The sequence below is a fragment of the Methanomicrobia archaeon genome (genome assembly GCA_011049045.1).
Taxonomy (GTDB): domain Archaea; phylum Halobacteriota; class Syntropharchaeia; order Alkanophagales; family Methanospirareceae; genus JACGMN01.
In genome coordinates, this window is the sequence record DSCO01000006.1 from 1 (window position 1) to 14689 (window position 14689).

The following is a 14689-nucleotide window of genomic DNA, read 5'->3' on the forward strand; positions in this document are numbered from 1 at the left end:
ACCATGAGCTGAGCATGCACAAAGTCGAAAGTCTTATCTGTGGCATCCTTCCTACCGTATCACGTTAGTCTACCGCACCCGTGGACTTGCCGGAGCTGCGGTGGGAGGTGAAACGATGAGAAGCGAAAGAAATAGGATTTGGGTTGGTTTGCTATTTGCGGTTCTCCTGACCGTGCTGACGTTCGTGAGTGGTGGCTGCGTATCCGCAGCAACAACCCGCTATGTTAATCTAGGGGATTCCATACAAGATGTCGTGGATGTAGCTGATCATGGCGACACGGTCATCGTGCGGGACGGAACATTTACCGAGAACGTGGTGGTGAATGTGGCGAACCTGACCCTGCGATCAGAGAATGGCTCCGCTTCCACCACGGTTTTTGCCGCGGTCAATACCAGCGATGTCTTCCGCGTAACCGCCAACTCGGTGACGATCACGGGATTCACCGTTCGAAATGCAACCGATTCGGCAAGTTCAGCAAGTGGCATACATCTTCACGTCGTTCAGCACTGCAGCGTCTCAGATAATAACGCGTCGGGCAACTACAACGGCATTTACCTATATTCTTCGAGCAACAATACTCTTATGGGCAACATCGCTAACTCGAACTACCACTGCGGCATTCGCCTGGATAGTTCGAGCAACAACACTCTCACCAACAACTCAGCCTCGAACAACTCCTGTGGGTCTTGGTACTCCTATGGCATTTACTTGGAATCTTCGAGCAACAATAATTTGACGGGCAACATCGCCTCGAATAACAGCGTCATCGGCGTTCACCTAATATCTTCGAGCAGCAACAATCTCAATTCTAACCGCATATATAACAACAAATACGGCATCTCCCTCGGTGATTCGAGTAACAACAACACTATTTATGATAACGACGTATCCAACAATAGCTTTGGCAGTGGCATCTATCTCCATTCATCAAGCAACAACGAAGTTGTAGCTAATAATCTCCACTATAATGGCGACGGCATACTCATCGATTATTCAGACAACAATAACATCACCGGTAATACCGCTTGTAACTGCACTAATGCTGCCATTATTCTCAGGTTTTCGAGTAAAAATACCCTCTCTCGGAATACTGTGCTCGGTAATCCCTGTGGCGTTTTTATCTCTGTTTCAAGCAACAACTCTCTTACAAGCAACACCGCCTCAAACAATAATCGTGGTATTTATCTGTATTCTTCAAGCAACAACATTCTTACGAAAAACACTGCCTCGAACAACTACTACGGCATTGACCTGTATTCTTCGAGCAACAATAACACTCTTATGGGCAACACTGCCAACTCGAACAACTACTGCGGCATCCACCTGCGGAATTCTAGTACCAATCTCATCTACAACAACTACTTCGACAACACGAACAACGCTCAAGATGACGGAAACAACATCTGGAACATCTCCAAAACTGCAGGAACGAACATTATTAACGGCTCGTACCTCGGCGGCAACTACTGGAGCGATTATACGGGCAAAGATACAAACGGCGATGGTCTTGGTGATACATCGGTTCCCTACAACTCTTCAGGCTACATCATCAACGGTGGCGATTGGCTGCCGCTCGTAAAAGCAGGAGCACCACCGGGTAGATGGGACATCAACGAAGACTGCACCGTTAATTTCATCGACCTGGCGATACTGTCCGCGCACTGGCTGGAGACACCGACCGCACCATACCCACGCTACGATATCAACGAGGATGGTGTGGTCAACTTCATAGATCTGACGATCTTATCCGCACACTGGCTCGAAACGACCTGCTGAGCAAGAAAAAGACAGCAACGGCAACCTGCACGAGGGCTGGATTCCGGCGATACGGCTGAGCTGAGTTGAGCCGAGCAGAAATTCGCTCGTGTCAGATGCACCGCTCGCCGTCCGCGTGATCACGCACGGTGAAGAAGCCGGACATTCTTCTTCTGAGTGTTACCGCTTTCTTCTATCTCCATATCAGCCCCGTCAGTCGCATGCTCGTGTGATACCGCAAAAGCGAACTAAAGGCCATCCTCGGAGCGAAGGATAAACCTTCACTCCTCCTCCATGGACCGATGATCAGAATAGGATAGGATGAAGGAGAGGGTACCGAAGAGATCGAGGAGATCTTCTGTGATCTATCTTCAGCTTCACGAAAAGAGTTTGCCTAATTTTGCTTTCATCTCTGGGTCCTTCGCCGTGAGCTCTATCATCACCCTGAGCATTTCCTTCAGTTGTTCTTCGCGGTCCATCGCTTCTTCCACCACGAGCGGCTTACGGCAGTTTATGCAGATGCGTGCACCCGCGGTGTTCACCGTGCGGCAATGCGGGCACTCTTGCATCTTCAATTTGATGGGCTCGTCATGCCTTGCTTCCAACCCGTACATCTTGAGCAGGTCGCCATCGAGGTCCCGGCCCGACAGGTGCACGTAGATCGACGGCATCCGCGAACCTTGCGCCCAGCCTAAATACTCCTCCATCTGCGATTCCGTCAATCGCGATGCAAGATGCGTTGATCTTGAATGCCGGAAGTTGTGTGGATTCACCTTCTTCTTGATCCCCGCTCGCTTGGCGATCTTCTGCAATTGCGTTCGGATCGCTTGATACATCAGCGGCTCGCCATTCATCTTCACCCAGATCAATGCAGTTCGATCGTCTCGCTGCGGATGCGCCTCCAGCCATTGCGCCAGGTACGGCACCGACCAGATGAGCCGAACGCGCCGCATCCCTGTCTTGCCTTCCACCATCGCGATCGCGCCATAACGGTCGAACTCTACATCTTTCATGCGCAGCCCGCCGAGTTCGCTTATCCGGAAGCCGCCCTCGTAGAGGCACGCAATGAACGCCTTGTCCCGTAGATTCTGTGCATTATCGATTAAGTCCGATATCTCCTGCTCACTAAGGATCTCGTTCGGGAGCATACGAGGCTTTGTGGCCTTGATCCATTTAACTTCATCCTCTTTGCCCGCCCAGGTCAAGAACGTCTTCAAGATCACCCGATAATCGTGCTTCGACCATTCACTTAAACTGCTGCGCCCGATACTCGATACAATCTCAATCACATCCTCCCGGTAAGCGAGGAGAACGTTCGACCGTTTAGGAATCGTTCGGCGCACAGCACCAGGATCCGCACATACTTATCCTGCCGCACCGCCCCGACGTTCTGAGCCGCTGTCTTGTAATTCACAAAGTCCTTTATCAGCGCGCGGTCTTCCTTTGGGATCGCCGACCGATCAAGCCGCTGCATCGCCAACTCCACCCGCCGCTGACCACTGTGTATATCGCCCATGACCCACTCTAAAGCATGGTGGGGCTATATACCTTTGGGTCAAATCCCCGGCAGAGCATGGTTTTACCCGTGGATTGCTGAGGAAAACCCCGATCCGGTAGGCTACGTGCGAATCCACGCGTTTACTGTCAATACACGGATAACACCGATCGAACGTCGTGCCCCTTCAACCACCTACGCGAGTCTGCAACAGGTGAAGCAGGTATCTACCACCATCTCTTGCGTCACGGATTCGCGGTTATATAATCTCTTGAAACAGACTCACAACCGGGTAGCACTGAAGGAGTTGCCCGATCCAAGCGATCCTCGAACCATGATTTACCCGTGCTCGCCCAGGTGGATCTTCGGGGAGCGATAGAACACCGTTAACTTCTCCGTAGAGAATCGGCAGCAAAGCACACAATGGCTCAGAAGACCCAAGCTCATCCGTCCTCCAGCTACTGGCTCGGCCTTCTTCCATTGCCGCTACTGCTTGCTTAAGTAAGCGCTCACTTCCTGCTTTGCCGCCGCTGCATGCCCGTATAGCCCGCGAGTGCAAGCACCCCCATCGAGAACAGTAGTATCGTTGCCGCTTCCGGAATCGGTGAGCAGGGCACGGGCCCAGTCGCGAACGGGTAGAAGGTCACTTTGCCTTTTCCTTCTTCATCATCATAGATGCCCGCATCTATCGTTGTGTTGTCAATTGCAATCCAGTAATTGTTTATTGCTTCTACAGGGTCAGCCATGTTATTGTAGAAGTTATATTCATAGCCGCCGCTTGTTTCGTTAAGGACACCGTTGGCCATGATATTGTTGTTTTCAATCGTATTACCGGTGCTTGTACCAGTTAAGTAAAATCCCCGTGCAGTGTTGTGATGCACCCAGTTGCAGGAAATGTTGTTGCTGCTTGAACCAGACAGGTAAACGCCGTAGGCATTGTACGGGATGGTATTGCCTGTCAGGTTATTATTGCTCGAAGAAGACAGGGCGATACCATATCTGTTGTTCGAGTTAGCGGTGTTGCCGGTCAGGGTGTTGTTGGTGCTCGAAGCCAGTAATATGCCGCGGTTGTTGTTCGCGTTGGCGGTGTTGCCGGTCAGGTTGTTGTAGCTCGAATAACGCAGGCGAATGCCGTGATTGTTAGAACTTGCGATATTATTAAAGATGTTACAGTTAGATACGTTATCGAGATAAATACCGGCATAAGTAGCATTCGATGCCCCAGTCACCGTGAACCCGCTAATATTCACGTAATCCGCAGTCACGTGGAAGACATCGCCAGTACCTAACGCCTGCACTGTCGTTACAGCAGAACCGTTCTGTGACTGAATCGTCAAGCGCTTGTTGACATCCACGTTCTCGTTGTACGTGCCGTCGTGCACGATGATCGTATCGCCTTGATTTCCCGCATCCACCGCAGCCTGGATCGTTGCATATGTCTGACCGGTACCGACGTGAAGTTCAGCAGCGCTTGCACCCGTGGTGAGCAGCGTCAGCACCGAGATGAGCACGATCGCAGCTACAAGACTCCTCTTCACCAAAGCGTTTTTGGTGATTGCGGCCCGCTGTCCGCGTCCTTCATCAGCCCGTTTGTAAACCATAGGTTCGTACCTCAAGTATTATGAGCATCAAGTAGTATGTGGTGTACAGGGTATATATAAGCTTTTCGGTGCAATCCAGTAGTTCCGGAACTATGGAGTTCCGAATAGCGGACCAACCGCTCGCTGAAGTTTCTTGCGCGCTCAGCTTCGGATCGCCGGGAATCACCGCGCTGGAACCGTCCAACTGGGTAGCGGGTATTACACAAGCGCGAGCGAGGCGGAGACGCTTTTGCTCGTATCTGATGAGGCATTGTTCTGGACGAGTTTTATACTCACTGCGTCTCCCTGCGGAGCCGGTACGGCGTGCGTGGTGTCCTCGCTGATGGTCGAGACCCCGTGCGTGCAAGTTGACGATGTCGCGGGTTTTGCTGCTGGTCGCAAATAGAGAGCATCCTCCTACCGGCGCTCAGTCCCTGAAATAGTCCGTGAAGAGCTTCACCACGATCTTGCTCAGCAGAAGAAGCCCGATCAGGTTGGGGATTGCCATGAGCGCATTGGTGATATCAGAGAAGAGCCAGATATCCTCGAGATAGGTCGTTGCCCCGGGGAGGTCGACCACACTGGCGCCGATGACGATACCCACGAGGAAGACCGCATAGTACACCTGGAGGAAGAACTGGTAGAACCGTGGATCTCCCGAGATCTTCTTCATGAAGTATGCGAGGCACTGCTTACCATAGAATGACCAGGCCAGTATAGTGGTAAAGGCAAACAGCACCATGCCGAGCGTGATCACCAAATCGCCCGCATAGCCGATCTGTGCGTGGAAGGCATGGATGCTCAGCGAGGTACTGGTCTTGCCGGTCTCCCATGCGCCGGTAGAGACGATGGCCAGCCCGGTCATGGTACAGATCACGATAGTGTCAACGAACGGCCCGAGCATGGCGATCAACCCCTGCCGGACGCTGCTGGGTGTCTGAGCGGTGGCATGCGCTATGGGCGTGCTGCCCAGGCCCGCTTCATTGGAGAATACCCCGCGGGCGAGGCCGTACCGCACGGCTTGAGCCACGGTAGCGCCGGTGAACCCGCCAACCGCTGCCTGGCCTGATAGGGCGCTCTCCAGTATGGTCACGAAAGCTGCTGGGACTGCCCTGACGTTCAGCAGCAAAACGACCATGACCGTAGAGACATAAAGCGCCGCCATGAACGGCACCAGCGTCCCGGCGACGTAGCCCAGTCTCTTAATACCGCCAATGACCACGAGCCCCACGACGAATGCCAGCAGCAAGCCGGTGACGATCCCGGGGATGTTGAACGTATCCTTAACGGCGAGCGATAACGAGTTCGCCTGGGCCATATTGCCGATCCCGAAGGATGAGAAGACGCAGCAGGTGGCAAAGGCCATACCCAGTGCCCTGCCCACGCGCGGATTGCTCAATCCCCGCTCGAGATAATAGAATGGCCCGCCGATCATCGTGCCGTCGGGCAGTTCTTCACGGAAATGGATGGCGAGTGTGGCTTCGACGAACATGGTCGCCATGCCCACGAGTGCAGTCAGCCACATCCAGAACAGCGCGCCGGGCCCGCCCAGTGAGATTGCCGTGGCCACGCCGGCGATATTGCCCGTGCCGATGGCACCCGAGAGAGAGGTCATGAACGCACGAAAGGGCGAGATATCTCCTTTGCCACCGGCTTTCGGCTGCAGTATGAGCCTGAGGGCATGTCCGAATTTACGTGCCTGGGGTCCCCGTAACGTGATCGTGAGGTACAGACCGGTCCCGATGAGCAGGGCCATCATAACCGGCCCCCAGACAACGGTATCGACCGTTGTGAGCAGCTGGTGTATCAGATTCACCGGTGTCATTCTAACGATTCTATACTTTCAACCCCTAGATATATAGCATGGCGGCCTCACGAGCGGCCGGAGCTAAATAGCCAGATTAACGCACTGGCAAGTGGGGGAAAAAAAAGGTAGAGAGCGAGCGAGCGCCGATGGCAGCATTTAAGTTCACGGTATTACAGGAAGATGCAACGAGCAGCGCGCGGCTGGGCGAGCTCGTAACCCGTCGTGGCTGTATCGAGACGCCGTACTTCGTGCCGGTAGCTACGCTGGCCTCGGTGCGCGCTCTGGGTTCGGACGATCTCGCTACCCTGGGCGCGCAGTGCGTTCTGGCCAATGCGTATTACCTCCATATCAAGCCTGGAGACGAGCTCATCAACGGCCTGGGCGGCCTGCACCAGTTCATGGGCTTTGAGCGTCCGATAATCACAGATTCCGCCGGTTTCCAGGCCTTCTCGCTGGGGTTCGGCCGTGAGCACAATATCTCCAAGATCGGCAGCATCTTCCCTGACGGCAGAGCGAGCAGCGAGAAGCGGGAGAACCTGACCCGGATAACGGACGAGGGGATACATTTCAAGTCTGCCCACGACGGTGCGTGGCGGTTCCTGGACGCCCGGAGCTCGATGGAGATCCAGGCCAATCTCGGCGCGGACATCATCATGGCGTTTGACGAGTGCACCTCGCCCCTTTCCGATTACGAGTATACCCGGCGGGCGATGGAGCGAACCCACGAGTGGGCCGGGCACTCGTTGCGGTACCATGACCGAAGCCAGGCGATCTACGGCATCATTCAGGGCGGCTGGTTCGAGGATCTACGACACGAGAGCACGGCGTTCATCACCGCTTTGCCCTTCGACGGCATTGCCATCGGTGGCTCGCTCGGCAACTCCAAGAGCGACATGCACCAGGTTCTGGAGTGGGTCGTGCCCCGGTTGGACGAGCGGCCCCGGCACCTCCTGGGCATCGGAGAGATCGAGGACATCTTCGCGTGCGTGGAGCGCGGGATCGACAGCTTCGACTGCGTCGCGCCGACGCGACTCGCACGGCGGGGTAACCTGCTCATCTCGCCCGATTCGGGCGGCAGCTTGGAGAACAAGTACCGGATAAGCATCAAATCCGGTAAGTACAAGGCGGACCCGGGCCCGATCGAGCCCGGCTGCGCCTGCTCCACCTGTGAGCGCTACTCGCGCGCCTATCTGCGGCACCTGTACACGGTCAACGAGCTGGCGTATTTCCGGCTGGCCTCGATCCATAATCTTCATTTCATGTTCCGGCTCATGGCGCTGATACGGGCGTCCATTCGTGACGGCACGCTGGGGGACCTGAAGCGGAAATGGCTGCAGTAGATTGGCGAGCGGTACCCCGTAAACTTCGTGCCCTTGAGCCGGTATTCACCATGGATAAGACGCAGGCCACCATTATACTCTGCGGCTTCTACCTGTTCTTCTCCTTTGCCGGCAACGTCGCGGCCACCAAGGTCACCTTCTTTGGCAAGCTCGTGATGGACGCGGGGTTCATTTATTCGCTCACGTTCACCTGGCGTGACCTGATCCACAAGCAGCTGGGCAAGAAGGCAGCGATCACCACGATCTGGCTGGCTGCGGCGATCAATCTCTGTGCCGCGCTCTATTTCCAGTTTGTGGTGGTCTTGCCCGCCGAGCCGAGCTGGGCCGATGCAGGCGGTCAAGCCGCCTGGCAGTTCCTCTTCGGCATCATAAGCCCCGCGGAGGCCGGCGCGTGGTGGCAGACGATATTCTCGCTCCAGCTCAGGATCGTGCTCGGCTCTATCATCACCGCGCTCATCGCCGAGCTCGTCGATACCCATGTTTATCATCTCTGGACCACGGGCATTGGCAGGAACCGGCCGCAGTGGAGCAGGGTCTTTGTCTCCAACTCCATCTCCATACCGGTCGACAGCGTGCTCTTCCCGCTCATCGCCTTCTCCGGAATTATCAGCGCGACTGCCATGAGAGAGATGTTCTATACCAATGTCATGGTCAAAGCGATCATCACGCTGCTGGTCTTCTGGACGATCTATCTGGTGCCGGAGAAGCCGCTGTACAAGGGGGATCTGTAAGACACGCCAACCAGGTCTAAGAACCGTTCTCGCTACCCCCCAGGTGGCGGTTTTCTCTCTCTTGATACTTTTGCAACGGTACTCGCCAAAATCTCGCCAAAATCAGACCACGCACTCTCTTTTTTTTACGATGGTAACTCATTATATGTCTGAGCTTAACAGAAGTACCGTATTAATTATTCCTTTCCCGTGCGGTTTCTTGATCAATCTTCCCGTATTTTGCGAGCGCATCGTTATTCTCCGGGATGATCCTTAAGCTATTTTTAAGAAACAAAAAACGGGCAAATTGTACACCAAGGAATCCTGAATCAAGATCATTACCACCAAGATTCTGATCACTAAGTGCAAGGATATCAGCGCAATCCTTTATTTTATGTATTTTGCCTGGTCACATAATGCATCTTCAGATGTACCGTGCTGTATTCTATAGGACTCCTTCGCGTTCATACTCGCTTTTTTGTGTCATAGCAATTATCGGTCTATACCGATACCCATATAAAGGTATCAGTGATACGTATCAGTTAATACCGATACGTATATAACGGTATCAGTGATACTACTGTGCGTATAAGCCTTTAAAAGGACTGAATTGATCACGCCGCTCCCATTCGTGCGAAGGGCAGTCCGATGCGAGTCAGCGCGGACCCTACGTCTGTTCTGTCGCCGTTCTGGCATCTGGGTGATGCAAGACCCATCCAGAAGCGTCGATTTTACCGTTTGCCAGCACGATGATCGTGCCGTCAGCAGTCTTCAAGCGCGTTTTTCGCAAGGTAACATCGATGATCTCACCGCGATGGCCCTGGGTGGTGATCTCGTCGCCGATATTGAAATGTTTGTCAGTAAGGAGAAAGAATCCACTTACCGCATCGGCCAGAATATCCTTCACGGCCAATGCGAGCGCAGCGCCAACCAGAACCGAAGCGCCCATCACGGGATAGAAGATCGCACCCAGGTTGAGCGCCTGGATGATGTACATCAGAACGCAAAAAATGAGGAGATAAACCAGCGTTTTCCGTACAAATACCTGCGCGTCTGCCGGAAGCTTCGTGGTGCTGAGGCCCTTTCGGAGATACTTATTAAGCACGATAATGACGATGAACGCGGCGAGCGAGACCACGAGTACCCGGACATACTGATTAGAGAAGAGTGCTACGAGCGCATCTATGAGGTTCATTCGGGATAGCGATCTTCTGTCCACGCCGCTCTGTTACGGGAGATCTATCTGGAGTTTAGGAGTCTGAGCATAGATAAAGGTTTGTTTCAGTGTGTGGCCCCTCAGGTTCAGTTCATTCATGCAAACACACGGGCGCTCCACGCAGGCAGGCACGCTCTGAGGCGATCTGAGGACGTGTATGCGCACGTTGTGCCGCGGTGCGGCGCGAGCGATTGCGTGCGCCGGGAATGGGCGCGGATGACGAGCAAAACCAGGTGTTTCGATGCAGGATGCTCTGCAGAGCGGCGAGTAATGCCCGGGCAATCAACCAGCGCTATTTTTACTACACCGCAAGCAGGGCGGATTTTGCGCCGCTTTTCGCACACAGGGCGGTTCATCTGATAAGCGACGTTCAAGTGGCGGCACGGCCTTTTGCGCACCTCTGTTCCCCCACTGCTGTTGCCGCGTATTGCCGCACCTGAGGATATTTGGACTTCACGTAATCGTACAGGGTATGGTACAGCCTCATACATTTCTGGCTTGAACCCCGAACGTATCCCTAAAGCGGCAGCTGTTCATCTTCTTGTGTTTACCATCTGGCACTGTGTGGGTTCGATTCACCCCGTAGCCACGGTCAGGGATATCTGTTATACCCCTTCTTCGCTAGATTATTCTCAAAAAAATCAGGATAGATTGAAACAATTTTAAGTAGATCATCCCCGTAAGACTCGATAGTCCTACTGCCCAGTCGGTATCTCTCCATTGATCGAAACGAGCTATTGAAGAACTGGTGTTACGAGCTCGAATCTATTTAGAGCGTTTCTCGCTCAGAATACTCTTGCCGCAGTTGCTGCAGGTGATCCGGTACGGCCTTCGCGTGAACAGAACAGTACCTGTGACTTCTGCTCGGTGCGGCAGTAGGGACAGGCCAGCGCATAGTGGAACTCCTCCTTGCCTTTCTTACGGTACAGGCGTACGGTGGGTGCCGGTCTTCTCGCCCTGCCCGTTCTCCAGTTTCCGGGTCGTGATATAGGCGAGCTCGTCGAACTTCGCAATCCCGTCAGGTAGTTTCATGGTTGGTCGTTCTCAGCCACTCTTGGCGCCTCGTTCTTCACCTGCCAGCGCAGCAGGATGCCCTCATCCAGCTTCTCCGTACGTATGAGCTGCAGCTTCAGCAGTGCTTCGGGGGTATCAAAGCCACGGCCGTCCACGAGCGTCGGCGCGCTATCGCCACCGATCACCACGTTCCCGACGAAGGTGTAGAGCTCATCAACGAGCCCCTGCGAGAGGAGCGACCAGTTGAGCCGTGCGCCGCCCTCCACCATCACTTTCCGGACACCGCGGAGCGCCAGGTCGTAGAGTAGCCGCTTCAGATCCACTTCATCCTGGCCGCAGACGAGTACTTCTGCTTTCTCGCCCAGGCGGCCAATGTCCTCCACGATCGCCTGTTCGGATACGGCCACGATCCGCTTGCCCTCGCCCTTATTCAGGACTTCAGCGTTACTGGGTGTTCGTGCCTTACTGTCCACCACGATCCGTAACGGGTTCTCATCCAAACCCGCACGCTTGCGCCGCTCACGCCGCTTCTGCGACTTCACTGTTAATGACGGATCGTCCGCCAATACCGTGCCGACACCTACCATGAGCGCGTCACTCTGTGCACGCAGCGCGTCAACGCGATCGAAATCTTTGATACCGCTGATCCGCGTCTGCGCTCGCTGAATAGTGGCGATCTTGCCGTCTGCGCTCATCGCCGCGTTAATGAATACGAACGGTTTCTGGATTTGCTCGAGCGCCTGCTGCGCCTCGGCCTCCTCGCTCGGTACCGGCTTCTGCTCCGTATAGTAGTCCTCGAGGGTTATGAACTTCACCATTGCTACCCGGCTGCTCTTCTTTCGCGTTTACCCGAAAGCTCAATGTTTATAACGGCAGTGCACCAATAAAAACACACACGGGTGGTTCTGATGATCACAGAGGATGAAATAGTGGCTGTTTTATCAGAGTATACGCCGAACGAGCTAACCATTGGTATTCTCGGGTCACATTCGGCACTGGACATCTGCCGTGGCGCGAAGGATCTGGGCTTCAAGACGCTCGTGGTCTGCCAGAAGGGCAGGGAGAGAACTTATGACCGGTATTTTCGTACGCAGGGCGCGCTCGGTGTAGTTGACGAGACCATTATCCTTGACACCTTCGCGGAGATCACAGCTGAGCGTGTGCAGCGGCAGATGCGTGCGAAGAACGTCATTTTCATCCCGCACCGCTCATTTGAGGTTTATGTCGGCTTCGATCGCATAGAGGACGATTTTCTACTGCCCCTGTTCGGCTCCCGGCGTATGCTCCGTGCGGAGGAGCGCGATGCGGACCGGAACCAATATTACCTGATGGAGAAGGGCGGGATCCCGTATCCGCGCGTTTATAAACGCCCGGAAGAGATCGACCGGCTGGTGCTCGTGAAGGCACCGGAGGCGCAGCGGACGTACGAACGCGCGTTCTTCTTCGCCTCGTCGCCCGATGAGTTCTACCGGAACTCGCAGGAGATGATCCGTGCCGGCAAGATAACGGAAGCGGGGCTGAAGAAGGCGGTGATCGAGGAATTTGTCATGGGCGCGCAGTCGAACTTCAATTACTTCTATTCGGTATTAGACGACCGGCTCGAGCTGCTGGGTACCGATACGCGACGGCAGACGAACCTGGACGGCATTCTGCGGCTGCCGGCCTCGCAGCAGCTCGAAGCGCTCAAGTATCTGGACGTCAAGGCCATCGAAGCCGGGCACATCGCCTGCACGGTCAAGGAATCGCTTTTGGAGCAGATCTTCGAGCTGGGTGAGCGGTTCGTGCGCGTGGCAAAGCATGAGTATCCACCGGGTATCATCGGCCCGTTCGCCCTGCAGGGCACCTTTACGCCCGGGCCACCGCAGGAGACCGCGGTCATCTTTGACATCTCCCTGCGGGTGCAGGGCTCGCCCGGAACACGATTCACGCCCTATTCGGGCTATCTGTACGGTGAATCGCTCTCCGTGGGCAAGCGAGTCGCGCTGGAGCTCAAGAGGGCCGTCGAATCGGATCGCCTGGCAGAGACGGTGACGTAATCCATCTATCTAATCTAATGAATCGGCACGAGCGAGAGATGATCACACCAGGAGAGATTCAACGTGTTCTGGCAGGCTATGCACGAGCTGAGCTGACGGTCGCCACGGTGGGGAGCCATACCGCGCTCCAGATCCTCAAAGGAGCACGAGACGAAGGCTTCAGGAATCTCGCGGTCTGCCGGCGCGGCACCGAGCAGGTCTACCAGCAGTTCGGCGTGGCGGACGAGATCCTCTCTGTGGCGCGGTACCAGGACCTTATGGAACCGTCATTTCAGCAGCAGCTCGTCGCCCGAAACGCTATTCTCATTCCGCACGGGTCCTTTGTCGAATACCTCTCGCCACGGCGTATCGAGAACGAGCTCGCGGTGCCCCAGTTCGGCAACCGCGCGGTTCTGGAATGGGAATCTGATCGTGTAAAGGAGCGAGCGTGGCTGCGCAAAGCGGGTCTGACATTACCGCAGGAATTCAGGAGCCCGGAAGATATAGACCGGCTGGTGCTCGTGAAATTCCCCGGCGCGAAGGGCGGCCGCGGCTATTTCATGGCGAGCAGCGCGACTGAGTTCGAGCATAAGCTCGAAAACCTGAACCTGAGCGACAAAGCGCAGTACACGATCCAGGAATTTGTGATCGGCACACGGTTCTATCCCCATTATTTCTACTCGCCGTTGCAGGACCGTTTGGAGCTGCTCAGCATGGATATACGGTACGAGACCACGATTGACGGGCTCGCACGGGTCGGCGCGCTCGTGCAGGATCACCTGCCGGAGCCCTCGTTCGTCGTTACCGGTAATCTCCCGGTCGTTGCGCGCGAGTCGCTGCTCCCGGCGATTTTGAAGCTGGGTCATGACGTTGTTAGCGCCTCGCAGGAACTCTTCAGCCCGGGCCTGATCGGTCCGTTCTGTATCGAGACGATCTGCACCGCTGAGCTGGAGTTCGTTGCGTTCGAGATCTCAGCCCGCATCGTCGCGGGCACCAACCTGTACATCAACGGCTCGCCCTACTCGCACCTCCTTTACGATGAGCCCATGAGCACGGGCAGACGCATCGCCCGTGAGCTCAAGGATGCTGTTGAGCGCGATGCGCTCGACCGCGTTGTTTACTGAGCCGTTTCGGCGCTGCGGAAACTTAATAGCTGCTGAATGCCAACTGTTAGTTGGTTGTTATTACGCACAAACGAGCAGCGGGGGTAGCCGAGCATGGTCAAAGGCGCAGGACTTAAGATCCTGTTCCGCAGGGATACGTGGGTTCGAATCCCACCCCCCGCATATTGTAATTTCGTCATCTAGCAGCTCTGAAAGCTTAAACTCCAAAAAAGAACTCAGATTGATCCTCTTTTCCTTAGCAGCCTCCCCTGGAGGAACTCAGGGAGGCGTACCTCGCGCACATTCCGCAATTGAGGATCTGATCTCCGCGTTTCGAACAGTATCACCGTTTGTTTAACGCCCTAACCATCCCCGCAAAACCGTAGATACTAAAGATTTCATCAACCTTCTGCTCGTTCAAATCCCACGAAAAAAGTGCTTCATTTTGGCTGAGGGTTAATTTAATCGTGGAAGCGCGAAAAGATATAAGATGAGAATAAGAGATGGAGCTGAAGACAAAAGAAGCCTTGAAACCTGAATTTGACACCAGCAACTATTACTATATTGATTTAAACCGAAACAGATAAGTGTAAAGCCCCCAAATATCTAATAGAGACATAAATGGTGGCGATAGCTATGAATAGTGCTTATGA

11 protein-coding genes and 1 tRNA gene are annotated in these 14689 nt (G+C 54.6%); 6 read left to right on the forward strand and 6 right to left on the reverse strand.

Going from position 1 to position 14689, the window contains the following annotated elements:
- Window positions 1-115: 115 nt before the first annotated feature.
- Window positions 116-1777: a hypothetical protein gene (locus ENN68_00535; GenBank protein ID HDS44585.1), complete on the forward strand. Its 1662-nt coding sequence runs from the start codon at window positions 116-118 to the stop codon at window positions 1775-1777.
- 356 nt (window positions 1778-2133) lie between these two features.
- Here ENN68_00535 and ENN68_00540 read toward each other — a convergent pair whose 3' ends face one another.
- The 4 genes from ENN68_00540 to ENN68_00555 all read right to left on the reverse strand — a co-directional run bounded on the left by ENN68_00540 (window position 2134) and on the right by ENN68_00555 (window position 6656).
- Entirely contained in the window at window positions 2134-3045 is a 912-nt protein-coding gene (locus ENN68_00540) for a hypothetical protein (GenBank protein ID HDS44586.1), read from the reverse strand.
- On the reverse strand, window positions 3042-3272 hold the full coding sequence (locus ENN68_00545; protein ID HDS44587.1) for a hypothetical protein: 231 nt from the start codon (window positions 3270-3272) through the stop codon (window positions 3042-3044). Before ENN68_00545 ends, ENN68_00540 begins: the two co-directional genes overlap by 4 nt.
- Window positions 3273-3760: 488 nt before the next feature.
- Window positions 3761-4852: a hypothetical protein gene (locus ENN68_00550; protein HDS44588.1), complete on the reverse strand. Its 1092-nt coding sequence runs from the start codon at window positions 4850-4852 to the stop codon at window positions 3761-3763.
- A 406-nt stretch (window positions 4853-5258) separates the two neighbouring features.
- Complete coding sequence (locus tag ENN68_00555; protein ID HDS44589.1) at window positions 5259-6656, reverse strand: sodium:alanine symporter family protein; 1398 nt, start codon at window positions 6654-6656, stop codon at window positions 5259-5261.
- Between the two features lie 128 nt (window positions 6657-6784).
- On the opposite strand from ENN68_00555, the gene tgt reads away from it, so the two are divergent.
- Window positions 6785-7978 carry a tRNA guanosine(34) transglycosylase Tgt gene (gene tgt, locus ENN68_00560; protein ID HDS44590.1) on the forward strand — a complete coding sequence of 398 codons (1194 nt, stop codon included), beginning with the start codon at window positions 6785-6787 and terminating at the stop codon, window positions 7976-7978.
- On the forward strand, window positions 7966-8709 hold the full coding sequence (locus ENN68_00565; GenBank protein HDS44591.1) for a VUT family protein: 744 nt from the start codon (window positions 7966-7968) through the stop codon (window positions 8707-8709). The genes tgt and ENN68_00565 overlap by 13 nt, the downstream gene beginning before the upstream one ends.
- A gap of 646 nt (window positions 8710-9355) precedes the next feature.
- Here ENN68_00565 and ENN68_00570 read toward each other — a convergent pair.
- The gene (locus ENN68_00570) at window positions 9356-9883 is read right to left on the reverse strand and encodes a mechanosensitive ion channel (GenBank protein ID HDS44592.1); all 528 of its coding nucleotides are present in this window, start codon (window positions 9881-9883) and stop codon (window positions 9356-9358) included.
- A 1049-nt stretch (window positions 9884-10932) separates the two neighbouring features.
- On the reverse strand, window positions 10933-11646 hold the full coding sequence (locus ENN68_00575) for a 2,5-diamino-6-(ribosylamino)-4(3H)-pyrimidinone 5'-phosphate reductase (protein ID HDS44593.1): 714 nt from the start codon (window positions 11644-11646) through the stop codon (window positions 10933-10935).
- Window positions 11647-11826: 180 nt separating this feature from the next.
- On the opposite strand from ENN68_00575, the gene ENN68_00580 reads away from it, so the two are divergent.
- The 3 genes from ENN68_00580 (at window position 11827) to ENN68_00590 (ending at window position 14219) form a co-directional block, all read left to right on the forward strand.
- Window positions 11827-12954, forward strand: a complete 1128-nt coding sequence (locus ENN68_00580) for a formate--phosphoribosylaminoimidazolecarboxamide ligase family protein (protein HDS44594.1) — start codon at window positions 11827-11829, stop codon at window positions 12952-12954.
- 38 nt (window positions 12955-12992) lie between these two features.
- Window positions 12993-14057, forward strand: coding sequence for a formate--phosphoribosylaminoimidazolecarboxamide ligase (locus tag ENN68_00585; protein ID HDS44595.1), 1065 nt, complete (start codon window positions 12993-12995; stop codon window positions 14055-14057).
- A gap of 77 nt (window positions 14058-14134) precedes the next feature.
- Window positions 14135-14219: transfer RNA gene (locus ENN68_00590), tRNA-Leu, on the forward strand.
- The last annotated feature ends 470 nt before the right edge of the window (window positions 14220-14689 follow it).

Bases quoted from the DNA above. Each gene is read 5' to 3' on its own strand.
- ENN68_00535 (HDS44585.1), top strand. From the start codon at position 116: ATGAGAAGCGAAAGAAATAGGATTTGGGTTGGTTTGCTATTTGCGGTT.
- ENN68_00545 (HDS44587.1), bottom strand. From the start codon at position 3,272: ATGGGCGATATACACAGTGGTCAGCGGCGGGTGGAGTTGGCGATGCAG.
- ENN68_00550 (HDS44588.1), bottom strand. From the start codon at position 4,852: ATGGTTTACAAACGGGCTGATGAAGGACGCGGACAGCGGGCCGCAATC.
- ENN68_00555 (HDS44589.1), bottom strand. From the start codon at position 6,656: ATGACACCGGTGAATCTGATACACCAGCTGCTCACAACGGTCGATACC.
- tgt (HDS44590.1), top strand. From the start codon at position 6,785: ATGGCAGCATTTAAGTTCACGGTATTACAGGAAGATGCAACGAGCAGC.
- ENN68_00565 (HDS44591.1), top strand. From the start codon at position 7,966: ATGGCTGCAGTAGATTGGCGAGCGGTACCCCGTAAACTTCGTGCCCTT.
- ENN68_00570 (HDS44592.1), bottom strand. From the start codon at position 9,883: ATGAACCTCATAGATGCGCTCGTAGCACTCTTCTCTAATCAGTATGTC.
- ENN68_00580 (HDS44594.1), top strand. From the start codon at position 11,827: ATGATCACAGAGGATGAAATAGTGGCTGTTTTATCAGAGTATACGCCG.
- ENN68_00585 (HDS44595.1), top strand. From the start codon at position 12,993: ATGATCACACCAGGAGAGATTCAACGTGTTCTGGCAGGCTATGCACGA.